Here is a 24,738-nt window from a genome sequence, read left to right as displayed (position 1 = left end):
AAGATGACATTAAACAATCACCCCTGGCTGCAGCGGGTCCTGGCCCCCTTGTCGGAGGAAAAAACGACGGCAAAAGTCAACGAAGAATCGCCTTTATGGGAAGAGGTTGACAGCGGTATTGCAAGATTGGGTTCACTAACCCATGAACACGTTGATATTCCTCGCATTCAGGAACATTGCCTGATCCTGCTGGAGCAGGAAAGTAAAGATTTTCGGATCGTAATCCATTTGTTGCGCACGCTTCAGCATGGCGGACATCCCGAACAGGTGGTGCTGGCAGGTGTGTTATTGACCGAATATTTACGTCATTTTGCCTCCACCGCCTGGCCACAAGATGCCCGGATTAGAGTCAGGCTTTTGCAACAAGTCTTGAAGCGTTTTGAAGGCGTGGCCGGGTACTTCTCACAGCGATGCGATGAAGTTGAAAGAAAGCAATTCCGCGAAACGATGGTCGTTTTATCGGAAATGCTTTGTTCTTTTGATGCAACCCTTTCGTCTGAGGTGAGTTCGCTTATGCAGATCTATGATCGATCGGCGAGTGACGCTTCCGTCAGGAAAGCGGATGAGGTGCCGCAGACTAAGCCGGCAATCTCTTCGCTAATCCCGTCAGCCACAGCGGGCTTCGATATCGCTACTGACTCGGAAAGAGCGTGGCGACAAAGCCTGCTTAAAGTGGCCGATCTCTTGTGCGAATCCCACCCTGCCGAGCCGGTTGGCTATCTGGTTCGTCGTCATGCAATTTGGGGGAACCTGAACAGTGCTCCAGCGAGCAAAGATGGGATCAAAACGCAGCTTGCTGCTGTCTCCCCGGATCGTGTGTCTGATTATCGCAACAGAATGGCTATCGATCCGCAAGTCTGGAAAGAGATCGAAACCAGCCTGACCCTCGCCCCCTGGTGGTTTGATGGACATTATCTCTCTTCCCTCAGAGCCGAGCTGAGTGGTTATCATGAAGTGGCTCAGGCTATTCGGGAAAGCGTGGCGAGACTAATCAACAGGCTTCCCGGTATAGAGAAAATGCAGTTCAGCGATGGGACATCTTTTGCCAGTCCTGATACTTGCCTCTGGATTATGGACGTGGAAAAAGAGAGTGAGCATCACAAACTGTCTATAAACGATGATGAATCACTTTGGCATGAATTTCATGTAAATGGCCTACAGGCCGCGTTAAACAAACTTGAAGATCTTCAAAAGAAGGAAACGTGCGCCGATCCTCGCTTTTATTTTTATAACCAACTCACTACAGCGAGACTGCTGGAGGAAGCGGGTTTAAGTGAACTCGCCCAGCATCAATTCTGCTCGCTCTGGAAAAGTATTCGCACACTCTCACTTGAGGAGTGGGAACCTTCATTAATGACTTTCCTGAAGCAATATATTTCTGACACTTCACAGGGACTGGAGTAATTATTCATGTTTTTTATAAATAAGATCGCTTATTGGCTCTCTCCATTGCGGGCTGTGAAGACATTCACAGGCAAATTATGGCGACTTAAGCCTCTGTTACCTCGGTTTTCATTTTCTTTAACGTTACTCTGGCTGATATGGGGAATGGGGCTGCTTGCTATTTGGTTATGGGGCCCTCTGTGGACATGGGGAGAAATAAAACCGCTGGGATCGGCTGGCAACCGCATTGTGGCAACGTTGCTTCTTTTGCTGCTGGGGCTGAGTGCTGTCAGCTGGTATCTCTATAAACAAGTGCAGCGTGTCTTGCCCGGTCAGCAGGCAACAGAAATCCTGCCTTACCAGGCAAGTGTCGACTATCAGACGCGTTTTCTGGATGAATGGCTGCAGCACTATTCCCAGCGAAGCCACCTTAAAAATGCTATGTACAGCCGTCCCTGGTACATGATGATGGGGGAGAGCATCAGCGGCAAAAGTACCCTGATCCACAAATCCGATCAGGTTATTCCGCTCAACTTCAAGAGTGAGCTGAAGCGAGAGATGTACGATGGCAAAGCGCTTAAAACGCTGGGGCTGTTCTTAACCGAGCCTGCCGTTCTGATCGATCCCCCCGGAGAATTCTTCCAGCAAGATGAACACGATAAAGACAAGGGGCACCATCGGGGCGGGCGGTTACTGCAGCATCTTCTGGACTGGTTAATAGCGCATCGTCCTCGCCAGCCGCTTAATGGGGTGGTTTTAACGATTAACGTCCAGGAATTGATGGCGATGACGGCAGAGAGTCGCCGTATGTGGGCGCAACGGTGGCAAACCCATATTCTGGCGCTAAGCGATCGTTTCGCATGCCGTGTTCCGGTCTATCTCATCATCAATAAAATAGATGTACTGAATGGTTTTGAGGCGATATACCCTGCTTTATCGCAACATATGCGCAATAAGGTCCTTGGGGTTTCATTCTCATTAGAGGCGGAACAAGGTGACAGGTGGCGCAAAGAGCTTAAAGCATTTTGGGAAGAGTGGCAGCAAAATCTAAATCAGCTGATGCCTGAGCAGATGATCAATGGGACCACAATCGATCTTCGCACGGCGTTGTTTTGCTTTATAGGTCAACTTTCTGCGCTGCAAACGGTGACCGGAGAGACCATCAACGATCTGTTAAGGCATTACAATCGCGATCCGGGCAGACAAATGCTTATCCGTGGCTGCTATTTTACGTCGGCCATTCAACAAAACAGGCGCAGTGACTTCTTCCAGGATGTGATTGCAGAAAGGTATGGATTACATTCAACGACGCAAGGTGCCTGGCAACCAAAAGATAACCAGAATGGATATTTTCTTCACGATCTTTTTTCGAATATTCTTTTTTCAGAACCTAATCTTGCTGGTGAGAACGATGAATTTACCCGCGTCCGGCGCCATAATTTAACGCTCGCAACGGTCATTGCTGGTGGGGTGACGGTATCGCTGCTCAGTGGCTGGTATTATTACTATCTCAAGAACTATCGGGCAGGAGAGTTAGCGCTCAAAAAAGTCGAGACTTTCCAGAAAATTGGCTCGCCTGATTCCAGTCAACCGCTCGGGGCTGACTGGTTACCGCACATGGACATTATTCGTGATGCCACCCTGTCTTATGGCGATTACCATGATAAGAACTCGCTGTTTTCAGATATGGGGTTATATCAGGGAGACAGAATTGGACAGCTGGTTGAAAAGACCTATCTCCGTTTTCTGACGCTACGTTTTTTGCCACAGTTAATGGCAGATCTGCAGAAGCAGCTGGAAATTGCACCCGATAACAGCGACGAAAAATTAGCGCTACTGCGCATTATGCGCATGCTTGAGGACAAGAGTGGGCGCAGTATCCCGCTTGTTGAAGAGTATATGCGCGGACGCTGGCAAAAAGCATTTACCGGCCAGCGAGAGGTGCAGGAACGACTGATGCAGCATCTGGACTACGCGCTTCAACATACCGACTGGGCAGGAGAGCGGCGTAAAGGCGATCGAGACGCGATTACCGCCTGGGAGCCGTTTGCCGGCGATGTGCAAAGTGCCCAGCGTGAGTTGAGTAAGCTCCCGCTATACCAGCGTGTTTATCAAAACCTGGGCATTAAGGCTCGAGAACAACTTCCGCCAGATCTCGATCTTCGCACCGAAATTGGGGCCCAGTTTGATGCGGTATTTGTCGCCGATGAAGACGCGCTGTTGAAAATTCCTCAGTTCTGGACGCGCTATGGTCTGGGGCACTACTTGACCAAACAAATGGATCGTCTGGTAGATATCACTGGGTTAGATGCATGGGTGTTAAAACTGACTGAGCATACTGACTACAGTGAGGCGGATAAACGGGAGATCCAGCGTCAGATTACTGACCGCTATGTTGGCGATTATGTGAGCCGCTGGCGCAATGCGCTCACCAATCTCTCTATTCGACCTTTTGCCGACATCTCTGAAGCGACTGATGCGTTGGATGCGGTATTAAATAACGGACAGCCAATCTGGCGAGCCTTGCTGTTATTACGCGATAACACGCAAAATCAGCTTCAGGCCGCTATTGTCGATCCTGACATTCCGGTTGCCGGTGCGGCTAAAAAAGAACAAAAGGTTGCGCAGGTGCTTAACATTGCGCAGAAAAATACGCTGGAGAAAATGGAGAATCAACCTGAGTATGTGTTACTCAACCGTATTGGTCGCTCCTTTACAGAACAGAAAGCGTTGGTCGATCACAGTGACGATCAGAACGGACAGTTGCGCCAGGCATACACTGCGCTGACAGCAATGAATGCCGAATTGCATCGCATCAGTAACGCCCCGGAGCCAGGCAAGGCGGCGCTGCTACTGGTGCAGATGCGTTTCCAGCAAAACAATGCTGATTCGTTCTTCTCTGCGAAACAGATGTCGAGAAACCTCTCTGACCCTCTCGGACGTTGGGTTGGCCAACTGGCAGATAATAGCTGGGAAGCTGTTATGGGTCTTGCATTGCAATCACTTGAAAAAGAGTGGTCAGATAAGGTTGTAACCCCATTCCTTTCACAGCTGGCTGACAAATATCCGTTTAACAGTAAAGCGACGAAAGACGTTGCTCTCAGTGATATGGAACGCTTCTTTGCCCCGGACGGTGTCATCGACAGTTTCTACAAAGATAACCTGAAAGTGTTCGTTGAGGGACACGCCAGTGCTGTGGATGGTCGCTCGGTGATTCGCCCAGAAATCGTTAAGTCTCTCCAGAAAGCGGAGAAAATCCGTTCGGTTTTATTCTCAAAACAAAATGGTTTTGGTATTCAATATGCTATATCACCGATAGAGCTCAGTTCCAACAAGCGTCGTGCTGTCCTGAATCTTGACGGGCAATTGATTGATTATACGCAAGGGAACCCTACGACGGCCCATCTTGTCTGGCCAAATGCGATGCGCGCCGGAAATGAAAGCAAAATTACGCTTGTGCCCAATGCGGTGGGAGCATCGCCACGGAGTATAGGGTATTCTGGTCCATGGGCAACTTTCCATATTCTTGATAAAGGTGAATTGACCAGTATTCAGGATGGCAGCTTTGATATCCGCTTCACAGTTGACGGTGGAACAGTGAGCTATCGTATTTATATGGATGCATCCGATAATCCATTCGCTGGAGATATATTTAGTCAATTTACATTGATGGATCAACTATACTGACAAGGAGTTTAATCGGGTTTGTTTATAATATAACACAACCCGATTAATTTATATGGGACATTTAGATTATCAACCTGTCGCAACGGGTAAAGACCCTCGTGCTTTCGAAGCATTTGAGGTGATTAGAACTGAGATTAATAAGTTAAATCATCCGCTTCATCCTGTTATTGACTGGAATCTTCTGCAATCACAGGCCATCAAGCTGTTTTCTTCTAACGGCGTTGACCTGCAGAGCGTTGTTTATTACAGCATGGCGCGTACCCGGTTAAATCAGTGGAATGGTTTTGCCGAAGGGTGTGAATTATTGGCTGTGCTTATTGTTTCCCAATGGGAAATAGTGTGGCCACCGGAAAATCCGGCCAGGGCAAGGCAAGAAATCCTCGACTGGTTTGCGGCGCGGGTCGGTTCAGCCATTCGGCAATTGCCTAAAAATAAGCAGTCACTGCGAGATATCTATCGCGCTGAATATGCGTTGAGTAAAATATGTGAAAAACTGAATGCTATAGGAAACATAAATTTCACGCTCCTGCAAAGCGTCCATTTTTATCTGGCACAGACGATTTCCGCTATTCATCCCCCGGATGAATCAACGCCGAATAATAACGGATCTACCGTGACGTTGCCGCTGGTCTATCTTCCGGAAAATAAAGAGAGCAATTCACCTTCGGTGGAAACCGCGGCGCAACCGGGCAGACAACAACAGGTATTCACTGATACCTCTTCGCTTAATACTTTTGCCGGGAAGCGAGCCAAGGCAAACGGGCGAGGGGGACTAATAATGGCTGGCATCGTGACAGGTGCCTTATTAACGCTGCCTGGAACGTTCGTGGTTAGCCGTTTTCAACAACGCAGCGTGGTTGACAAAATGCTCATGAGTACACAACCCCCGCCTGAGTTGGTCAAGACGGCAACAGCGGAAAAACATCTCCCGGAACTAACGGCCAGTCGTCCGTTGATTCTTGAAAAATACCAGCAAAAGCTGGAGACCATCCTTGCGCAATCGCCCGTGGAGTCAATGAGTGCAGGGCTTGAGATGGTGAGATTGCTGGAAGAAATTTATCCGGGAAACACCGTCACCCGCGGTTGGTATAAGCGGGTCGAGCAACTCTCTTCGCAGGGCACGGTGCCTGGTTATGAGCAGGCAAAAGAGAAGCTTCAGTTGCTCATGGGCGAACTCCTCAATAACGAAAAGCAGCACCGTACCGTTACGATCTCTTACCTCAAAAGCGCCATTTACGACATTCAACAGCGTCTGTCTGAGACAGAGCCGCTCTCTTACCAGCTAACGTCAATCGAGCAGTCTATCCGTCAAGGTAAACAGCCTTCCCCGGCCGATCTTCAGAAAGTGGACGATCAGCTGAAAGGGATCCAGGCCCGTTATCTGCAAGCGTTGCAGACGCTTAAGTCAGCCCACACACCACTCTCTTATCAGGATGAAAAGAAATGAAAAAAATGACCCTTCTCGCTTTCGCCGCGGTATTACTTGTGGGTTGTCAAACCCGGGCGGTTGGCAAGCCGTCGGTAACGGAACAAATGAATGCTCTGGCCGATCTGATCGGTAGCGCAGGCTACCTGCGCGATCATTGTGGTCTAACAGACATCCCTGAGGATAAATCTCTGGCCATGATTGCGGATATCACTGCGCTGGATATGGGATGGGATCCCAGAGACTACACCTCCGAAGACTGGAACTCTCAGTCATACAACCCCGATTTGATGCGAATGGGCGTTAATGTCGAGAAATCTCTCGAAAAGGATAACCCTGTACCGGAGGCCGCCTGCCAGCCGCTCGCGGGAAACAAACATATCGCCGCCTTTGTCCAGTTAGCGAAACAGCGAGGATAAGGTCATGGCTGACAGTACCGGCCTTCAGTACACCTTTGTCGCGAATACGTTAATGCCAGGCGCATTAACCGTCGCTGCATTTGAGTTAAAGGAAGGGCTTTCTGAGCCCTATGAATTGAACCTTGAGCTGGCCACTCAGCATGACGATATTGCTTTCCCACGCGTGCTGGACGATGGCGCTGAGCTGCAGATTTGGTTTAACGGTGAGTTGAAGCGTCGCGTTCACGGCCTGGTCACCCGATTCGCCCGCAACGACACCGGACACCAGCGTACGCGTTACAGCGTGACGCTCCGGCCGGACCTGTGGTTACTTTCACTTGAGCATCACTCCCGTATTTTTCAGCAGCAGACGCCCCAGCAAATTATTACGCAGCTGCTGCAAAAAGCAGGGATCACGGCGTTTCATTTCTCATTGCGCTATGACCATCCGGTGCGTGAATACTGCGTGCAATACCGTGAATCCACGCTGGACTTTATCTCTCGCCTTGCGGCCGAAGAGGGGATTTCGTGGTACTTCCGTTTCACGGGCAAGGCGCATGAGGTGGTCTTTATCGATGACTACACCTTTTTACCAAAAGGAGAGACCCTACCCTGGAATCCTCATAGACGGGGTCTGAATGAGGGGGCCAGCATACAGCGGTTCAGCTATGAGGAAAATTTACGCGTTTCCCAGGTGCTGCTAAAAGAGTACACCTTTAAGAATCCGGCATGGGCAATGCTTTATCGTGAGCAGGGTAACAAAGCACCGTATCGTCATCATCAGATGCAACACTATGATTACCCCGGCCGCTATAAAACGGATTTTAATGGCGATGCCTACAGTGGCTATCGCCTGGATGCACTCCGGCGTGACGCAATGCAGGCGCTCGGCGTTTCCGATTCTCCGTCATTGACGGCGGGGGATTGCTTCTCGCTGATCTCCCATCCTTACGATGATTTTAACTGCGTCTGGCAAACCGTATCCCTGATTATCACGGGCCACCAGCCACAGTCGCAGGAGGAAGAGGCAGGGGTGAAGGGAACCTGGCTTGAATGTCATTTCACTGCGATTCCGGACAAAATCACTTGGCGACCAGAACCCAGCCCGCGCCCTCGCGTGGATGGGCCGCAAATCGCCACCGTCGTAGGGCCGGAAGGCGAAGAGATCTGGTGTGATGAAGTAGGGCGGGTGCGGGTTCAGTTCCCCTGGGATCTGGAAGGTGAAAACAACGAAAACAGCTCCTGCTGGATCCGCGTGGCGCAGGGATGGGCCGGGAGTCGTTATGGTGCAATGGCCATCCCGCGTATCGGTCATGAAGTGATTGTATCGTTCCTGGAAGGCGATCCTGACCAGCCAATCATCACCGGCAGAACGTACCACGTTGCGAATGTCCCGCCTCATTCTTTGCCGGTGCACAAAACCCGTACCGTTTTACGTACCGACACCCATAAGGGGGCGGGTTATAACGAATTATCGTTTGAGGATGAAAACGACAACCAGCTTATCTATTTCCATGCGGAAAAAGATTTCCAGACCAAGGTTAAAAATAATGAATACCTGGTTGTTGAACAGGATCGTTTTGCCACCATCCACCATGACCAGCGGGAGGAAATCAAGAACGACAAAACGTCCATCGTTGAACACGATCATATTGAGCGTGTTCACCACGATCAGATGATCAACGTCATCCATAACCAGCAAATTCAGGTTGATAACCAATATCTCTTTCATGTTTTGAACCAGCGTAAAGACACGATGGGGGCCGACTACACCGAAGAAACGGCGGGCGACCATCATCACACCGTTGCGGGCTGGTATGAGTTGCAGGCGGGGAAAAAGGTGACTGTCACCACCCGTGAGCTGCAGCTCATTGGCTCGGAAAAAGTCGTGATTCAGGGGCCAAACGGCAAGATTGTCATGGATAGCAGCGGGATATCGATATCCAGCAGCCTGCTCAAAATCAACGCCATGACAAAAATTACAGCCAGTGCCAGCGGCGCGCTCAACTCGCTTGAAGTGGCCGCCATGAATGGCGATCCGCTATCAGAAATTTGCCCAATCTGTAAACAATCATTGAGTTAAGGAGAACAAAATGGGAATTCCCGTTTCTTTAAAAGGACATCAACATATCTGCCCGCTGGATAAACACATCGGCGGCCCCATACAGGATGGCGACCCCGCGTTGACGGTAAACGGTATTCCGGTAGCGCTGGTTGGGCACCGCTGTGAATGTCAGAAAGAAAGTCCGGATGTCATCACAGGCGGGACGTCATTGCTTACCGTAAACGGTATTCCAGTCGCGCTGGTGGGGTCGCCGACGGCACACGGTGGCAAAGTGATTGAAGGCGATGCAACGCTCACGATTGGATAAGGACATCGACAATGAGTAGTCATGAATGTCGCCAGGGGTGTCAGTGCAAGAAGCTGGTTATCCCGGTTATTTTTGTGCCGGATTTGTTAGGCACCCGGCTCTTTAATACCAATGAAAACATGGTGGTATGGGATCCGCTGGCGGGAATGGGCAGTTATCACACGCCCCTCGGAACGGCAATAGAAGATCTGAGCGGCAAGGTCTCGAAAACGACCGCGGCCATCACCAGTTCACCGGTGGTGAAAAAATTAATTGAATTACAAACCGTCCTTAAAGGGTTACAGGGGGCGTTGAATGATTTGTATAAGCTCAGTAGCCGCGTTTTAAAGTCGGTTGGGCTTGATGACGTGGCAAAGCGCATCGACGCGGCCAGCCAGGATGCTAACGCTGACAGCAAAAGCGCGGTGGCAAAAGTTAAGGAGCAGTTAGCTGATATTAAAAAGAAAATCGCGCACATTGAAAAGGAGATTAATAGCGTCTTTGAAAGAATGGGGCAGGCCGAAGAGGTATTGCGTATTGCCCGAAATGTATGGGGCATGATCTCCGTACTGGAGTGGATGTTCCGTGATGCCTCTGAACGGCGCAAGCTGCTGGTGGGGGAAAAAATTGGCCGCGACGACAGGATTTTGTGCATTCCCCAGGACGCGGAGAAAGGCAAGGAGACCTTCGACAAATCCTACTATCTGGTGCAAACCGCCATTCGTCCCTCAGACGCGGAAGATCGCCATTTACGCGGCTGGGGTGAAGTCTGCTGGGAGCAATATGGCGAATTTCTGATGACCTTACAACGTCATCTGGATGCACGTTTTAATCTTCGCGACGTTGCTCAGGCGGGGGCGACGACTGAAATGGGGAGTATTCCCAAGCCTTCTCTGGTAACAGGTAAGGCGCTGAAAGATCTCTTCGCTGCCATCGAGAAGCTGTTTGACTTCACGCCAGCGGCACCCGCCGCCGCGCCGGCAACGCCTGCCGCTACGCCTTCTACCGGGGCGGCAACCAACAAAGCGGCTGAACCGGCAAAGAAAGAGGAACCGCTTCCCTGGGGAGCGAACCCTAACTTTGCCAAACAGATGGCGGGATTCGCCTTTCCTTTGCATGTCGTGGGTTACAACTGGATGCAGGGGAGCGCCGATGGCGCACAGCGACTTAAGCGTCGTATCAAACAAATCGCGGGCTCCTACAAACCCGGAAGTAGTGATGAAACGTGGATGACAAAAGAGCCGGTCAAGCAGGTGATTGTCATTACGCATGGGATGGGAGGCCAGGTGATGCGGGCCGCGCTGGCGAACGTGGGGCCGGAGACGGATGGAAGTCATGCCTCAGAGGAAAGCAATCAGCAGCCAGAGGAGAAAGTTGATGAGTATATGAGTGGCATTGATGATCAAAAATCTCCTGATGCAGCTAAAAAAGCGAAGGAAGAAGAGGCGCCCCCATTCAGTATTGAGCCGGAACAAAACCCTTTCGGTAAAGATCTGGAACTACTGAAAGCCATCCATGTGGGTGTTCCACAAACAGGTATGCCTGAAATTTATGCCTGGTTCCGGGCGGGTATGCAAACCCCGGTAAAAACCGACAGTATGTCTGATATGGCTGTTGCCTATGTGACCAATCAGGTGTTAGGGGCTAACGCCGCTGAGATTACGGCAGTGCTCAGTTACAGCCAGTGCGGACTGGAGGCTTTACCGAATAATGATTATCCGAAAGGGTGGTTATGCTGGCAGGCTATGCCGTCTGAGCTTGTGGAAGGAGAGAAAGCTCCAGTTCTAAAATCGTTAAAAGTAAATGATAATATTTATAAAGAATATGCTTTGCAGAGATGGTATAGGGTTATAAGTAAATCTCTCCTTATATATGAAAAAATACCAGCTAATAAATTTTTTTCTGCGTTCAGAGCGAGTTAAATAAAAGCGAAGCTTTCCATAATTTTTTAAAAGGAAAAGGGATGGATAAAACCGTCAGCTTCGCGGGAAAAAACTCTAAACCAACAACCCGAGATAAAATCATCTGGCAAGCGCAGAGCACGTCGACACCCAATGGAGATGCAGAAACCTGGGTTCCTTTTTCGGGAATTATTCCTTCAGATAACCTGATAATGAAAGGGGTTAATTATCTTTTTGATACAAATTTAATGAGCCGACTAGCAGATAGTGGTGAAGGCAGTATCTATCTCACAAATAATGGTGCAACGCCTCAAATACTTCCCGTTGAATTTGTCTTGCAAAAAGGATCTGGCGAGGGAGATGGACAGGTTCCGGAAGTTTCTATAACAGCAGGTGTATCGATAACCTGTAGCGAACATCATTCTGATATTTATCAGGACGAAAGCATTAGAAAGTCAGTATATAAAGAGATACAGCAGACTGCCTGGGACTTCAACGACCAAACAAATAATAAGAAAGGTGCATAAAATGAAAGGATTCGAGGCGGTTTTTTTCTCATTCAGTATGGCTCTAATGTTGCAGGGATGTACTCATTTCTCAAAAAGTAAGGTTACCATTATGGATAATAAATTACATACTCAAAGGCAGTGTTTTGGTCGCTATGAAGTTGAACTTCCAGATTATATGGTGATGCACAGTGGGAATTATTGGTTTGATAATTTCAACCTAGAGGTTATGCGTTCAATAAAAAAAGAACGTCCAACAATTGACAATGATTGGGTTAAATATATTAAGTCTATTATTGCACCTCATATGCGCAAAGATGGTATAAGTTTTGGCAGTAAAATTGCCCATCAGGATATGAGCAGTAATCCAAGGGTTATAATGGAGTATGTTAATACGGAGAATAACCCTGATATTGAGCAGAGTTCAGTATACAGGTTTGATACATATTATCTGAAGAAATTTCCTGACAGAAAAGAATCAATGCTGATAACAGGATATGGGTTCGAAATTCCTCGTCCTATGCCAGAAGATCAGCTTCGTCAGCATGTCCAGCGCAAACTGGACGCGGAAATGGATGATATCAATAAAATTACCTATAAACCGTATCCTCATTATGCTCCGGGTTTCTGCCTGGATAACGAATATCACTACTATCCGGGTCGGCTCGAAAAGAATGAGTCCTATCATATGGTCTGGCATTCAAAGCGTGAGAACTCAAAAACGTTTCTGTCGGTGGATGTAGAAACCTACCTCAAAGGAGAAGAAGCCAAACTCCAGAGCCGTGTCTCCAAAGGCAAACTGCTGCAACTCTTCTTTCCGAGCACAACCATTGAGGTGGGCGGTATGAAAGGCGAGCTGTATACCAGCCGCGATAAAACCAATCCCGCAGCCCGGGAATTCCAGTGGATCCCGAGCAACGTCGAGACCGGAAATCATATGAAGCCGCTGATCAAAATTTCCGGACGGTTTGACACCCATGACCTGCCGCCAGAGTTGCGTGACAAGATCAGCGGTGAAGAGCTGGCGATATGGGTGCTGGAAAGCATCAAAATGCGAAAAGGCGCAGACGAAGATATTCAGATGTTCGCCCACTGACGACGCCGTGGGCACGCTCGTTTACATAGCGGCCCGTTATCCTCAGGCTTGTAGGAATAAAAGAAATGAATAGAAAGTTATCTGCGGCGTTAATCTTAAGTTTTGCAGTGATTTTGCAAGGGTGTGGTCATATGGCGAAAGGAAAAGACTCTATGTTAAATAATAAAGTGTCGACGCAGAAACAGTGTTTTGGGCGCTATGATGTTGAGCTGCCTGATTATATGTATATGCATAGTGCTAATTATAATTTTGAGAATTTTTATCTTGAAATGGTTACTGCGATAAGAGCAGGTAATCCTACTCTTGAAACAGATTGGCAGCAGTATATCAAAGATACAATTGCGCCTGATATGCGCAAGGATAGTATCGGCTATGGAAGTAAAATAATCCATCAGGATATGAAAAGTAATCCACGTGTAATAGTGGAATATCTCAACACTACTAATGTGGCTAGCTCGTTAGCAAAATTGTATATGTTCAGAGTATTTTATTTAAAAGAAATAACTGAACGAAAAGAATGGCTTTTATTAAATGGAAATACCATAGACCTACCTCGCCCTATGCCCGAAGATCAACTTCGCCAGCATGTCCAGCGCCAGCTGGACGCGCAAATGGATGATATCAATAAAATCACCTATAAACCGTACCCTCATTATGCTCCGGGTTTCTGCCTCGATAACGAATATCACTACTATCCGGGTCGGCTCGAAAAGAATGAGTCCTATCATATGGTCTGGCATTCAAAGCGTGAGAACTCAAAAACGTTTCTGTCGGTGGATGTAGAAACCTACCTCAAAGGAGAAGAAGCCAAACTCCAGAGCCGTGTCTCCAAAGGCAAACTGCTGCAACTCTTCTTCCCGAGCACAACCATTGAAGTCGGCGGTATGAAAGGCGAGCTGTATACCAGCCGCGATAAAACCAATCCGTCTGCCCGGGAATTCCAGTGGATCCCAAGTGATGTCGAGACCGGGAATCATATGAAGCCGCTGATCAAAATTTCCGGACGGTTCGACACCCGCGATCTGCCGCCAGAGCTGCGTGACAAGATCAGCGGTGAAGAGCTGGCGATATGGGTGCTGGAAAGCATCAAAATGCGCAAAGGCGCAGACGAAGATATTCAGATGTTCCGCAATTAATTGAGCTGAAATGGCTCCGTCAAAGACGGAGCCGGAAGGAGAGTAAATGGAAAAGTCGTTTTGGCATTTACGCGATGAAGACCGTCGGGTACTTGAACAGGGAACAGAAAATGCGATGATTTGTAATGCCCTGCGGGATGTCAGTAAGCGCGATGATATTCCTGCTTTGCCGTCGGGCCTGGAGGGAATGTGCTGGCTTGAAGAGCAGGTTAAGCGTGCGCGGGAACATAACCTGTTTACGCGCGGAGGGTTTCCACGCATGCTGGCGATCTCTCTTATCGGGGGAAGCCATTTCTGGTTACAGGCAGACGTGCAGGCTCTGCTGAGCCAGGGGGCACTAGGCCCGGAGAAATTAACGATTCTAGAAGAGCTGGCCTTACTTAACCCGTGTTCCCTAAACCCCAGAGCGCCGGTTAAAACCGATGTCACGCAAAATACGATTTACCGTCTGTGTGAAGCAGGGCTGCCATTGTGGGTTATTGTCGATAACGCCCTTGACGCCTCCGTTCAGGGAATGGCCGATGCGCTGGAGGTGGCGAGTTATTCACTGTTTCGTGCTGATGAACAAGCGCTCGCTGTCAAAGGGCCATGGCTATTGGCGGCATGGACTAAACCGCGGCTGGTGCAATACATCCTCTCCAGGCCTGAATATGGGTTCAATGCGCTGTGGCTGGTTGCTGATGTGGATGAACCTGAACAGCTTATCCGCCATCTCCAGGGACTACTCTATATAAAGGAAGAAGGCGGGGCTTCGAGCCGGTTTCGTTTTTATGACCCGCGGGTGTTTAACCATTGGTTGCAGAACCTGGCTTCTGTTCGCCTTGCTGATTTTTTTGGCCCTGTGCAAATGTGGATAAGCCCGGACCCGAATCCACTGATGACGGCGCAACGCGCGTGGCAATATAAATGGGTGGATGGGCAAATGAATAGCAGTGAAATCCCTTTGCAACAGCGTGTGAACAATGAATAGTATTATTAATTTAGTGAATGCTTTTGGCTGATTTCATAAAGAAAAGAGCCTTATTATTTTTAGAAGTTATATTTAACCGCTAAATGGCAATTTTTTTCTCAATGGAAAAAACGTTCTTCATGCTTTTTTACATTTGACCCAGGCATGAGAAATTTATTGCGCGCAGCGCATGGTACTTTTTTGGCAGAGATGTTTTATTCCGCTGGACGCTGAATATTCTCTTCTGTTGTGAAAAGAGACAGGATGTTTTTTTTCACTTAACTAATGGTTTTTTTTCAAAGGAAATTGAAATGCCAACTCCATGTTATATCTCAATCCAGGGCAAAACCCAGGGTAACATTACTTCCGGTGCGTTCACATCTGACTCTGTCGGTAACATCTATGTTCAGGGACATGAGGACCAGATGCTGGTTCAGGAATTCGAACATGTCGTTACGGTTCCGACCGATCCGCAGTCAGGCCAGCCATCAGGCCAGCGTGCGCATAAACCGTTCAGATTCACTGTTGCATTGAATAAAGCGGTTCCTCTTCTTTACAATGCCCTGGCTTCCGGCGAGATGCTGCCTAAAGTTGAAATGAAATGGTATCGCACGTCAATTGAAGGCAAGCAGGAACACTTCTTCTCAACCATCCTGGATGATGCGACCATTGTGGATATCGACTGCCAGATGCCGCACTGTCAGGATCTGCAGAAGGCGGAGTTTACACAGCTGGTAAAAGTGTCTCTGGCTTATCGTAAGATTACCTGGGAACATACTGTATCAGGTACGTCTGGTGCTGATGACTGGCGTGCGCCAATCGAAGCGTAAGAAAAAGCGCGCGCAAGCGCGCTTTCTGGATAAGTGCTTAAAAGTGAGGCAGTTGCAGTTCTGTTTTTAAACTTTTGATGGCTTTTTGCTGTTTTTTTCCGCAGTTGATACAATGCGTCAAAATTGCCCTTGCGAAGCACATTCGCTTTGGTTAGTATTCACACCCGCTTCAGTGGGAAACAGAAATCCTGCTAATTGGTCGAAGCATTGGTATGCGGCAAATCCGCAAGGAACAGGTTGATTATGTACGAAGCTCTTTTAGTTATTTTCCTTATTGTAGCCATCGCTCTCGTAGCGCTGATCATGCTGCAGCAAGGTAAAGGCGCTGATATGGGAGCCTCCTTCGGAGCAGGCGCTTCCGGTACGCTGTTTGGTTCAAGTGGTTCTGCGAACTTCATGACCCGCACAACGGCGATTCTGGCTACGCTGTTCTTCATCATCAGTCTGGTGCTGGGCAATATCAACAGCAACAAGACCAGTAAAGGAAGCGAGTGGGAAAATCTGAGCGCACCAGCAAAAACTGAGCAGACTCAGCCAGCTGCACCGGCTAAGCCAACCAGCGATATCCCGCAGTAAGTATTCCGTACCGAGGTGGTGGAATTGGTAGACACGCTACCTTGAGGTGGTAGTGCCCTAACGGGCTTGTGGGTTCGAGTCCCATCCTCGGTACCAATATTCCAGAAGAAAGACGTCGAAAGACGTCTTTTTTTTCGTCTGTAGATTATGGGGCGCCGATCTTTTGTAGGGCGGGTAAGCGCAGCGCCACCCGCCATGTTGCCCGGTGGCGCTGCGCTTACCGGGCCTACGAAATCCAGATAAAAAAAGGCGTCCCCAGGACGCCTTTTGCATGTTACATCAGCGATTACTTCTTATCGCTGTGCTCCAGGTTTTCAACCTGCGGCAGGCCGTTACCGGAACTGGCAGAAAGCAGGCCATTCTCAACGTAGTTGAACAGCTTCTCACGGGTGTCGGTGATGTCCAGGTTACGCATGGTCAGTTGGCCAATACGATCGTCCGGTGAGAACACGGATTCACCTTTCTCCATGGTCAGACGTTCTGCTTTATAGGTCAGGTTGTCAGACACGGTGTTCAGGATGGAATAGTCGTTGCCACGACGCAGCTCCAGCGTCACTTCACCGGTGATTGCGCTTGCCACCCAACGCTGCAGCGCATCACGCAGCATCAGCGCCTGCGGATCGAACCAGCGGCCCTGATACAGCAGTTTGCCCAGCTGACGGCCATGCGAGTGATACTGTTCGATAGTGTCTTCGTTGTGAATACCGGTCAGCAGACGCTCGTAAGCGATGTGCAGCAGCGCCATTCCCGGGGCTTCATAGATGCCACGGCTTTTCGCTTCGATGATGCGGTTTTCAATCTGATCGCTCATGCCCAGACCGTGACGACCGCCAATGCGGTTAGCTTCCAGCATCAGCTCTACGTCGTCTGAGAACGTTTTGCCGTTCAGCGCGACCGGATGGCCGCGCTCGAAGCGTACGGTCACTTCTTCTGCCTGGATTTTGACGTTTTCGTCCCAGAACTTCACGCCCATGATCGGGTTAACGATCTTCACGCTGGAGTTCAGGAATTCCAGGTCTTTCGCTTCGTGCGTCGCACCCAGCATGTTGGAGTCGGTGGAGTAGGCTTTCTCGACGGACATCTTATAGTCGAAACCGCAGGCAATCATGAATTCAGACATCTCATGACGACCACCCAGCTCGTCGATGAAGTCGGTGTCCAGCCACGGCTTGTAGATCTGCAGCTCGGCGTTGGTCAGCAGGCCATAACGATAGAAACGTTCGATATCGTTGCCTTTATAGGTGCTACCGTCACCCCAGATGTTGACGCCGTCTTCTTTCATCGCAGCAACCAGCATGGTGCCGGTAACCGCACGGCCCAGCGGGGTGGTATTGAAATAGGTCAGGCCGCCAGTGGTGTTATGGAAAGCACCGCACTGAATCGCAGCGATACCTTCGGCTACCAGCTGCTTACGGCAGTCAATCAGTCGCGCGTTCTCTGCGCCATACTCCATGGCACGACGAGGGATCGCATCATAATCTTCCTCATCTGGCTGTCCCAGGTTCGCAGTATATGCATACGGAACCGCTCCCTTTTGGCGCATCCACAGCAGTGCAGCGCTGGTATCCAGGCCGCCTGAGAAAGCGATGCCAATACGTTGTCCTACCGGAAGATGCTTGAGAATCGTCGTCATATAATAAAACCCTGCTTGATTGACTGATTAGAGACCGCTTTCGCTCTCTTGTGCATTTTTATGCAAAATAAGTGAGTATTCATTTAATCATCTTTTGCCGAAGACCGGAAGAGACTCACGCGTTTTTTGTAAAAAATTTGGTCTGATCGCTCTGGCGGAAGTCGCCTTGACAGGCGGGGCCAACTATCAATATACTAAACGCCGATTTTACGTCCCGTCTTCGGTACCAAATCCCAGCATTATTTGCATTTTCTACCCAAAACGCGTAGAATTTGCCACGTTTCAGGCGCGGGGTGGAGCAGCCTGGTAGCTCGTCGGGCTCATAACCCGAAGGTCGTCGGTTCAAATCCGGCCCCCGCAACCACTTTCCCATAAAGTTCTTTTTCAAATATACTGTGAAGACTTAGAGCCTTCGTAGCTGGATTTGAAAAAATTCTTTCGGAGAGTGCTCCAGGCCACAGTTGTGGCTATAGGGTTCAGTTATCTAAAGCCCCGATTTATCGGGGTTTTTTGTTATCTGACTACAGAATAACTGGGCTTTACGCCCTTTTTTTATGTCTTGGGGGTGGGCTTGTCCACATTAGAGCAAAAATTAACAGAGATGATTACTGCACCGGTCGAAGCACTGGGCTACGAACTGGTCGGCATCGAATTCGTTCGCGGCCGTACATCGACGCTGCGCATCTATATTGATAGTGAAGATGGCATCAATGTTGATGATTGTGCTGATGTTAGCCACCAGGTGAGTGCGGTTCTTGATGTTGAAGACCCGATTACCGTTGCGTACAACCTGGAAGTTTCCTCACCTGGCCTCGATCGCCCGATGTTCACGGCCGAGCACTATGTGCGCTTTACCGGTGAAGAAGTGGCTCTCGTTCTGCGTATGGCCGTACAGAACCGCCGTAAATGGCAGGGAATTATCAAAGCCGTTGATGGTGAAATGATCACGGTGACAGTCGAAGGCAAAGATGAAGTGTTCGCGCTGAGTAATATCCAGAAGGCGAACCTGGTTCCCCACTTTTAACAGTCTGGATTGAGGTGAAAAGCCCGCGATGAACAAAGAAATTTTGGCTGTTGTTGAAGCCGTCTCCAACGAGAAATCACTGCCGCGTGAGAAGATTTTCGAAGCGCTGGAAAGTGCACTGGCTACAGCAACCAAGAAAAAATACGAACAAGAGATCGATGTTCGCGTAGAAATCGATCGTAAAAGCGGTGACTTCGATACATTCCGTCGTTGGGTAATCGTTGAAGAAGTGACCCAGCCGACCAAAGAGATCACGCTGGAAGCGGCACGTTATGAAGACGAAAGTCTGAATGTGGGTGAGTACGTTGAAGATCAGATTGAATCTGTGACCTTCGACCGTATCACAACCCAGACCGCTAAACAGGTTATCGTGCAGAAAGTTCGCGAAGCCGAGCGTGCGCTGGTTGTCGATCAGTTCCGCGATCAGGAAGGCGAAATCATCACCGGCGTGGTGAAGAAAGTGAATCGCGACAACATCTCTCTGGAGATCAAATCCGAAGGGATGCCGGGTAACGCTGAAGCCGTGATCCTGCGCGAAGACATGCTGCCGCGTGAAAACTTCCGCCCAGGCGACCGTATCCGTGGTGTTCTGTACGCCGTGCGTCCTGAAGCACGTGGTGCACAGCTGTTCGTGACCCGTTCTAAACCAGAAATGCTGGTTGAACTGTTCCGTATCGAAGTGCCTGAAATCGGCGAAGAAGTTATCGAGATCAAAGCGGCGGCTCGCGATCCGGGCTCCCGTGCGAAAATCGCGGTGAAAACCAACGACAAGCGTATCGACCCGGTCGGTGCTTGCGTCGGTATGCGCGGCGCGCGCGTTCAGGCGGTTTCGACCGAACTGGGCGGCGAGCGTATCGATATCGTTCTGTGGGACGACAACCCGGCGCAGTTCGTGATCAACGCAATGGCTCCGGCTGATGTCGCGTCTATCGTTGTTGACGAAGACAAACACACCATGGATATCGCTGTAGAAGCGGGCAACCTGGCGCAGGCGATTGGCCGTAACGGTCAGAACGTACGTCTGGCGTCACAGCTGAGCGGCTGGGAACTCAACGTGATGACCGTTGATGACCTGCAGGCTAAGCATCAGGCTGAAGCCCATGCGGCGATCGATACCTTCACTAAATACCTCGACATTGACGAAGACTTCGCCACTGTTCTGGTTGAAGAAGGTTTCTCTACGCTGGAAGAACTGGCCTATGTGCCAATGAAAGAGCTGCTGGAAATTGACGGTCTGGATGAACAAACTGTTGAAGCCCTGCGTGAACGCGCTAAAAACGCACTGACCACCCTGGCACTGGCTCAGGAAGAAAGCCTTGGCGATAAGAAGCCGGCTGATGACCTGCTGAATCTGGAAGGTCTTGATCGTGCGATTGCGTTCAAGCTGGCTGCCCGTGGTGTTTGTACGCTGGAAGATCTCGCTGAGCAAGGCGTTGATGACCTGGCTGATATCGAAGGTTTAACCGACGAGAAAGCCGGCGAGCTCATCATGGCCGCACGTAATATTTGCTGGTTCGGCGACGAAGCGTAATAAACTGTAGCAGGAAGGAACAGCATGACTGATGTAACTGTAAAATCGCTGGCTGCTGAGATTCAGACCTCCGTGGACCGCCTGGTACAGCAATTTGCTGATGCAGGGATCCCGAAGTCCGCTGATGACTCGGTGACCGCGCAAGAAAAACAAACCTTGTTAACGCACCTGAACCGCGAACACGGTTCTACGCCTGACAAGTTAACGCTGCAGCGCAAAACGCGTAGCACGTTAAACATCCCTGGTACCGGTGGCAAAAGCAAATCGGTACAAATTGAAGTCCGCAAGACGCGCACCTTTGTAAAACGTGATCCGCAAGAGGCAGAACGCCTTGCCGCGGAAGAGCAGGCACAGCGTGAAGCGGAAGAACAAGCTCAGCGTGCGGCGGAAGCAACCGCCAAACGTGAAGCAGAATTAAAAGCTGAACGTGAGGCCGCAGAAAAAGCGAAACGCGACGCAAGTGATAAAGTGAAGCGTGACGCTGCGGAAAAAGACAAAGTGAGCAATCAACAGACAGACGAAATGACCAAAACCGCCCAGGCTGAAAAAGCCCGCCGTGAAAATGAAGCTGCCGAGCTGAAGCGTAAAGCGGAAGAAGAAGCCCGCCGTAAGCTGGAAGAAGAAGCTCGCCGTGTCGCTGAAGAAGCGCGCCGTATGGCAGAAGAAAACGAGAAGAATGGTGTGAATACCGCTGAAACGACTGAAGACACCAGCGACTATCATGTGACCACTTCTCAGCACGCGCGTCAGGCTGAAGACGACAACGACCGTGAAGTTGAAGGTGGTCGCGGTCGTACTCGCAGTGCGAAAGCCGCGCGTCCAGCGAAAAAAGGCAACAAGCACGCTGAATCTAAAGCTGACCGTGAAGAAGCGCGTGCAGCTGTTCGCGGTGGTAAAGGCGGCAAGCGTAAAGGTTCCGCTCTGCAGCAGGGCTTCCAGAAGCCAGCTCAGGCCGTTAACCGTGACGTTGTGATTGGTGAAACCATCACCGTTGGCGATCTGGCGAACAAGATGGCTGTTAAAGGTTCTCAGGTCATCAAAGCGATGATGAAGCTGGGTGCCATGGCGACCATCAACCAGGTTATCGATCAGGAAACCGCACAGCTGGTTGCTGAAGAGATGGGCCACAAAGTTATCCTGCGTCGTGAAAACGAGCTGGAAGAAGCGGTAATGAGCGACCGTGACACCGGCGCAGCGGCTGAACCGCGTGCACCGGTTGTGACCATCATGGGTCACGTTGACCACGGTAAAACCTCTCTGCTTGACTACATTCGTTCTACGAAGGTTGCCTCCGGCGAAGCGGGTGGTATTACCCAGCACATCGGTGCTTACCACGTAGAAACCGAAAACGGCATGATCACCTTCCTGGATACCCCAGGCCACGCAGCGTTTACCTCAATGCGTGCTCGTGGTGCTCAGGCTACGGATATCGTTGTACTGGTTGTTGCAGCAGACGACGGCGTGATGCCACAGACCATCGAAGCTATCCAGCACGCAAAAGCGGCGCAGGTACCTCTGGTTGTTGCAGTCAACAAAATCGATAAGCCAGAAGCCGATATGGATCGCGTGAAGAACGAACTGTCTCAGTACGGCGTTATGCCGGAAGAGTGGGGCGGTGAAGCGCAGTTCATCCCAGTATCTGCAAAAGCGGGTACCGGTATCGACGACCTGCTGAACGCTATTCTGCTGCAGGCTGAAGTTCTGGAGCTGAAAGCGATCCGTAATGGTATGGCGAGCGGTGCGGTGATCGAATCCTTCCTGGATAAAGGTCGTGGTCCGGTTGCAACCGTTCTGGTTCGCGAAGGTACCCTGCACAAAGGCGACATCGTTCTGTGTGGTTTCGAATACGGTCGCGTTCGTGCGATGCGTAACGAACTGGGTCAGGAAGTGCTGGAAGCAGGTCCATCCATTCCAGTGGAAATCCTGGGCCTGTCCGGTGTTCCGGCTGCCGGTGACGAAGTGACCGTTGTGCGTGATGAGAAGAAAGCGCGTGAAGTTGCACTGTATCGTCAGGGTAAATTCCGTGAAGTTAAACTGGCTCGTCAGCAGAAATCTAAACTCGAGAACATGTTCGCAAACATGACCGAGGGCGAAGTTCACGAAGTGAATATCGTTCTGAAAGCTGACGTTCAGGGTTCTGTGGAAGCGATCTCCGACTCCTTGCTGAAACTGTCTACCGACGAAGTGAAAGTGAAGATCATCGGTTCTGGCGTAGGTGGTATCACCGAAACCGACGCAACCCTGGCTGCTGCCTCCAACGCTATCCTGGTTGGCTTCAACGTTCGTGCGGATGCGTCTGCGCGTAAAGTGATTGAATCCGAAAGCCTGGATCTGCGCTACTACTCCGTCATCTATAACCTGATTGACGAAGTGAAAGCAGCGATGAGCGGCATGCTCTCTCCTGAGCTGAAACAGCAGATCATCGGTCTGGCTGAAGTACGTGACGTGTTCAAATCACCGAAATTCGGTGCGATCGCGGGCTGTATGGTTACCGAAGGTAACATCAAGCGTCACAACCCTATCCGCGTACTGCGTGACAACGTGGTTATCTACGAAGGCGAGCTGGAATCCCTGCGCCGCTTCAAAGATGACGTTAACGAAGTCCGTAACGGCATGGAATGTGGTATCGGCGTGAAGAACTACAACGACGTTCGCGTTGGCGATATGATCGAAGTGTTCGAGATCATCGAAATTCAGCGTACCATCGCGTAATCTTCGTCGACTGAAGATTGGCTGACGTAGGCCGGGTAAGCGAAGCGCCACCCGGCAATAATTTTAAAAGGGGCTTTTAGCCCCTTTTTTGTCTGGAGAATTTATTATGGCGAAAGAATTCGGTCGCCCACAGCGCGTGGCGCAGGAAATGCAAAAAGAGATCGCGCTCATCCTGCAGCGCGAAATCAAAGACCCGCGTATTGGCATGATGACCACCGTGTCTGGCGTTGAGATGTCCCGCGATCTGGCGTATGCCAAAGTGTTCGTGACTTTCCTGAACGATCAGGACGAAGCCGCGGTAAAAAACGGCATTAAAGCGCTGCAGGAAGCCTCTGGTTTCATCCGCTCTCTGCTCGGCAAAGCGATGCGTCTGCGTATCGTGCCTGAGCTGACCTTCTTCTACGATAACTCGCTGGTAGAAGGTATGCGCATGTCCAACCTGGTAACCAGCGTGGTGAAACATGACGATGAGCGTCGTGTGAACCCAGCGGACGACAGCAAGGAGGACTGATGAGTCGTCCTCGTCGTCGCGGTCGCGACGTGCATGGCGTACTGCTGCTGGATAAACCGCAGGGCGCATCCAGCAACGACGTACTGCAAAAAGTGAAGCGTATTTTTAACGCCAACCGTGCGGGCCATACGGGTGCGCTGGATCCGCTGGCGACCGGTATGCTGCCGGTCTGTCTGGGAGAGGCCACAAAGTTCTCCCAGTACCTGCTGGATTCCGATAAGCGTTATCGCGTTATCGCTAAACTGGGTCAGCGCACGGATACCTCCGACGCGGATGGCCAGGTCGTGGAAGAGCGCCCGGTGACCTTCAGCGCAGAGCAGCTTGATGCGGCGCTGGAAAGCTTCCGTGGTGACACGATGCAGGTGCCGTCGATGTATTCGGCGCTGAAATATCAGGGCAAGAAGCTCTACGAATATGCGCGCCAGGGCATCGACGTTCCGCGTGAAGCCCGTCCGATTACCGTGTATGAACTGCTGTTCATTCGCCATGAAGGCGATGAGCTGGAGCTGGAAGTACACTGTTCGAAAGGCACCTATATTCGTACCATCATCGACGACCTCGGTGAAAAGCTGGGCTGCGGGGCGCATGTGATTTACCTGCGTCGTCTGGCTGTCAGCAAGTATCCGGTCGAACGCATGGTGACGCTTGAGCATCTTCGCGAGCTGGTTGAACAAGCGGAAGTGCAGGGAATAGCGCCAGCAGAATTGCTGGATCCCTTGCTGATGCCAATGGACAGTCCGGCGGCGGACTTTCCGATCGTTAATCTTCCTTTAACATCGTCCGTTTACTTTAAGAACGGAAACCCGGTTCGTACGGCGGATGCGCCGCTTGAAGGGCTGGTACGCGTGACGGAAGGTGACGACGGGAAATTCATCGGTATGGGCGAAATGGACGGTGAAGGGCGCGTTGCGCCGCGTCGTCTGGTCGTCGAGTATCCGGTCGAAGCGTGACGGCGATAACACCTCACCTTGCGATAAGCAGGGGAGACGAGTAGAATATCGCCGCTTAACGATCTGCAAATTGTTTAACAGTTTGTTGGTCGTATACTGGGATTGCTGAATTAGAGATCGGCATCCTTACATTCTTTA

General features: G+C 50.3%; 19 protein-coding genes and 2 tRNA genes. 20 read left to right on the top strand and 1 reads right to left on the bottom strand.

Features of this window, described 5'->3' with window-relative positions; translation table 11 throughout:
• Positions 1 to 3: 3 nt before the first annotated feature.
• From tssA to N2K86_RS19600, 14 genes are all read left to right on the top strand, one after another.
• The gene (gene tssA, locus N2K86_RS19665) at positions 4 to 1,404 is read left to right on the top strand and encodes a type VI secretion system protein TssA (protein WP_260659698.1); all 1,401 of its coding nucleotides are present in this window, start codon (positions 4 to 6) and stop codon (positions 1,402 to 1,404) included.
• 144 nt (positions 1,405 to 1,548) lie between these two features.
• A complete protein-coding gene (gene tssM / locus N2K86_RS19660) occupies positions 1,549 to 5,070 on the top strand; it encodes a type VI secretion system membrane subunit TssM (protein ID WP_260659697.1) in 3,522 nt (1,173 codons plus the stop codon).
• A 52-nt stretch (positions 5,071 to 5,122) separates the two neighbouring features.
• Positions 5,123 to 6,517 carry a VasL domain-containing protein gene (locus tag N2K86_RS19655; protein ID WP_260659696.1) on the top strand — a complete coding sequence of 465 codons (1,395 nt, stop codon included), beginning with the start codon at positions 5,123 to 5,125 and terminating at the stop codon, positions 6,515 to 6,517.
• Positions 6,514 to 6,915, top strand: coding sequence for a hypothetical protein (locus tag N2K86_RS19650; protein ID WP_059354205.1), 402 nt, complete (start codon positions 6,514 to 6,516; stop codon positions 6,913 to 6,915). Before N2K86_RS19655 ends, N2K86_RS19650 begins: the two co-directional genes overlap by 4 nt.
• Positions 6,916 to 6,919: 4 nt before the next feature.
• A complete protein-coding gene (tssI, locus tag N2K86_RS19645) occupies positions 6,920 to 8,977 on the top strand; it encodes a type VI secretion system tip protein TssI/VgrG (protein WP_260659695.1) in 2,058 nt (685 codons plus the stop codon).
• A 10-nt stretch (positions 8,978 to 8,987) separates the two neighbouring features.
• Positions 8,988 to 9,266 (top strand): PAAR domain-containing protein, encoded by a 279-nt coding sequence (locus tag N2K86_RS19640; RefSeq protein ID WP_059354207.1) that lies wholly within the window; start codon positions 8,988 to 8,990, stop codon positions 9,264 to 9,266.
• Between the two features lie 11 nt (positions 9,267 to 9,277).
• Complete coding sequence (locus N2K86_RS19635) at positions 9,278 to 11,167, top strand: hypothetical protein (protein WP_260659694.1); 1,890 nt, start codon at positions 9,278 to 9,280, stop codon at positions 11,165 to 11,167.
• Positions 11,168 to 11,208: 41 nt separating this feature from the next.
• A complete protein-coding gene (locus N2K86_RS19630) occupies positions 11,209 to 11,673 on the top strand; it encodes a hypothetical protein (protein WP_260659693.1) in 465 nt (154 codons plus the stop codon).
• Between the two features lies 1 nt (position 11,674).
• Positions 11,675 to 12,748, top strand: coding sequence for a hypothetical protein (locus N2K86_RS19625; RefSeq protein ID WP_260659692.1), 1,074 nt, complete (start codon positions 11,675 to 11,677; stop codon positions 12,746 to 12,748).
• A 65-nt stretch (positions 12,749 to 12,813) separates the two neighbouring features.
• Positions 12,814 to 13,884, top strand: coding sequence for a hypothetical protein (locus N2K86_RS19620; RefSeq protein ID WP_260659691.1), 1,071 nt, complete (start codon positions 12,814 to 12,816; stop codon positions 13,882 to 13,884).
• Positions 13,885 to 13,930: 46 nt separating this feature from the next.
• Complete coding sequence (locus N2K86_RS19615; RefSeq protein ID WP_260659690.1) at positions 13,931 to 14,854, top strand: DUF4123 domain-containing protein; 924 nt, start codon at positions 13,931 to 13,933, stop codon at positions 14,852 to 14,854.
• A gap of 290 nt (positions 14,855 to 15,144) precedes the next feature.
• Complete coding sequence (locus N2K86_RS19610) at positions 15,145 to 15,663, top strand: Hcp family type VI secretion system effector (RefSeq protein WP_059354212.1); 519 nt, start codon at positions 15,145 to 15,147, stop codon at positions 15,661 to 15,663.
• Between the two features lie 243 nt (positions 15,664 to 15,906).
• Positions 15,907 to 16,239, top strand: a complete 333-nt coding sequence (gene secG / locus N2K86_RS19605; protein WP_003861803.1) for a preprotein translocase subunit SecG — start codon at positions 15,907 to 15,909, stop codon at positions 16,237 to 16,239.
• A gap of 9 nt (positions 16,240 to 16,248) precedes the next feature.
• Positions 16,249 to 16,335: transfer RNA gene (locus tag N2K86_RS19600), tRNA-Leu, on the top strand.
• A gap of 190 nt (positions 16,336 to 16,525) precedes the next feature.
• Here the strand turns inward: N2K86_RS19600 and argG are convergent.
• Entirely contained in the window at positions 16,526 to 17,872 is a 1,347-nt protein-coding gene (gene argG / locus N2K86_RS19595; protein WP_260659689.1) for an argininosuccinate synthase, read from the bottom strand.
• Positions 17,873 to 18,159: 287 nt separating this feature from the next.
• Between argG and N2K86_RS19590 the strand changes: the two genes are divergently transcribed.
• The 6 genes from N2K86_RS19590 to truB all read left to right on the top strand — a co-directional run bounded on the left by N2K86_RS19590 (position 18,160) and on the right by truB (position 24,600).
• A tRNA-Met gene (locus N2K86_RS19590) sits at positions 18,160 to 18,236 on the top strand.
• Between the two features lie 207 nt (positions 18,237 to 18,443).
• Complete coding sequence (gene rimP, locus N2K86_RS19585; protein ID WP_014833432.1) at positions 18,444 to 18,896, top strand: ribosome maturation factor RimP; 453 nt, start codon at positions 18,444 to 18,446, stop codon at positions 18,894 to 18,896.
• A gap of 28 nt (positions 18,897 to 18,924) precedes the next feature.
• Positions 18,925 to 20,427 (top strand): transcription termination factor NusA, encoded by a 1,503-nt coding sequence (nusA, locus tag N2K86_RS19580; RefSeq protein ID WP_089599826.1) that lies wholly within the window; start codon positions 18,925 to 18,927, stop codon positions 20,425 to 20,427.
• Positions 20,428 to 20,451: 24 nt separating this feature from the next.
• Positions 20,452 to 23,139 carry a translation initiation factor IF-2 gene (gene infB / locus N2K86_RS19575; RefSeq protein WP_260659688.1) on the top strand — a complete coding sequence of 896 codons (2,688 nt, stop codon included), beginning with the start codon at positions 20,452 to 20,454 and terminating at the stop codon, positions 23,137 to 23,139.
• A gap of 106 nt (positions 23,140 to 23,245) precedes the next feature.
• Positions 23,246 to 23,650, top strand: a complete 405-nt coding sequence (gene rbfA / locus N2K86_RS19570) for a 30S ribosome-binding factor RbfA (protein ID WP_010435986.1) — start codon at positions 23,246 to 23,248, stop codon at positions 23,648 to 23,650.
• Positions 23,650 to 24,600: a tRNA pseudouridine(55) synthase TruB gene (gene truB, locus N2K86_RS19565; protein WP_260659687.1), complete on the top strand. Its 951-nt coding sequence runs from the start codon at positions 23,650 to 23,652 to the stop codon at positions 24,598 to 24,600. The genes rbfA and truB overlap by 1 nt, the downstream gene beginning before the upstream one ends.
• Positions 24,601 to 24,738: the final 138 nt, after the last annotated feature.

This window comes from Enterobacter mori (assembly GCF_025244905.1).
In the GTDB taxonomy this organism is placed as follows: Bacteria; Pseudomonadota; Gammaproteobacteria; order Enterobacterales; family Enterobacteriaceae; genus Enterobacter; species Enterobacter mori_A.
Note: the sequence above shows the minus strand (reverse complement) of the source record. Positions and strands in the feature narration are given on the sequence as shown.

Excerpts from the sequence above, each read along its gene's own strand:
- N2K86_RS19635 (WP_260659694.1), top strand. The coding sequence starts at position 9,278 with ATGAGTAGTCATGAATGTCGCCAGGGGTGTCAGTGCAAGAAGCTGGTT.
- N2K86_RS19630 (WP_260659693.1), top strand. The coding sequence starts at position 11,209 with ATGGATAAAACCGTCAGCTTCGCGGGAAAAAACTCTAAACCAACAACC.
- tssI (WP_260659695.1), top strand. The coding sequence starts at position 6,920 with ATGGCTGACAGTACCGGCCTTCAGTACACCTTTGTCGCGAATACGTTA.
- N2K86_RS19650 (WP_059354205.1), top strand. The coding sequence starts at position 6,514 with ATGAAAAAAATGACCCTTCTCGCTTTCGCCGCGGTATTACTTGTGGGT.
- N2K86_RS19610 (WP_059354212.1), top strand. The coding sequence starts at position 15,145 with ATGCCAACTCCATGTTATATCTCAATCCAGGGCAAAACCCAGGGTAAC.
- infB (WP_260659688.1), top strand. The coding sequence starts at position 20,452 with ATGACTGATGTAACTGTAAAATCGCTGGCTGCTGAGATTCAGACCTCC.
- secG (WP_003861803.1), top strand. The coding sequence starts at position 15,907 with ATGTACGAAGCTCTTTTAGTTATTTTCCTTATTGTAGCCATCGCTCTC.
- N2K86_RS19615 (WP_260659690.1), top strand. The coding sequence starts at position 13,931 with ATGGAAAAGTCGTTTTGGCATTTACGCGATGAAGACCGTCGGGTACTT.
- argG (WP_260659689.1), bottom strand. The coding sequence starts at position 17,872 with ATGACGACGATTCTCAAGCATCTTCCGGTAGGACAACGTATTGGCATC.
- nusA (WP_089599826.1), top strand. The coding sequence starts at position 18,925 with ATGAACAAAGAAATTTTGGCTGTTGTTGAAGCCGTCTCCAACGAGAAA.
- N2K86_RS19655 (WP_260659696.1), top strand. The coding sequence starts at position 5,123 with ATGGGACATTTAGATTATCAACCTGTCGCAACGGGTAAAGACCCTCGT.
- tssM (WP_260659697.1), top strand. The coding sequence starts at position 1,549 with ATGGGGCTGCTTGCTATTTGGTTATGGGGCCCTCTGTGGACATGGGGA.
- N2K86_RS19640 (WP_059354207.1), top strand. The coding sequence starts at position 8,988 with ATGGGAATTCCCGTTTCTTTAAAAGGACATCAACATATCTGCCCGCTG.
- tssA (WP_260659698.1), top strand. The coding sequence starts at position 4 with ATGACATTAAACAATCACCCCTGGCTGCAGCGGGTCCTGGCCCCCTTG.
- truB (WP_260659687.1), top strand. The coding sequence starts at position 23,650 with ATGAGTCGTCCTCGTCGTCGCGGTCGCGACGTGCATGGCGTACTGCTG.
- N2K86_RS19625 (WP_260659692.1), top strand. The coding sequence starts at position 11,675 with ATGAAAGGATTCGAGGCGGTTTTTTTCTCATTCAGTATGGCTCTAATG.
- rbfA (WP_010435986.1), top strand. The coding sequence starts at position 23,246 with ATGGCGAAAGAATTCGGTCGCCCACAGCGCGTGGCGCAGGAAATGCAA.
- N2K86_RS19620 (WP_260659691.1), top strand. The coding sequence starts at position 12,814 with ATGAATAGAAAGTTATCTGCGGCGTTAATCTTAAGTTTTGCAGTGATT.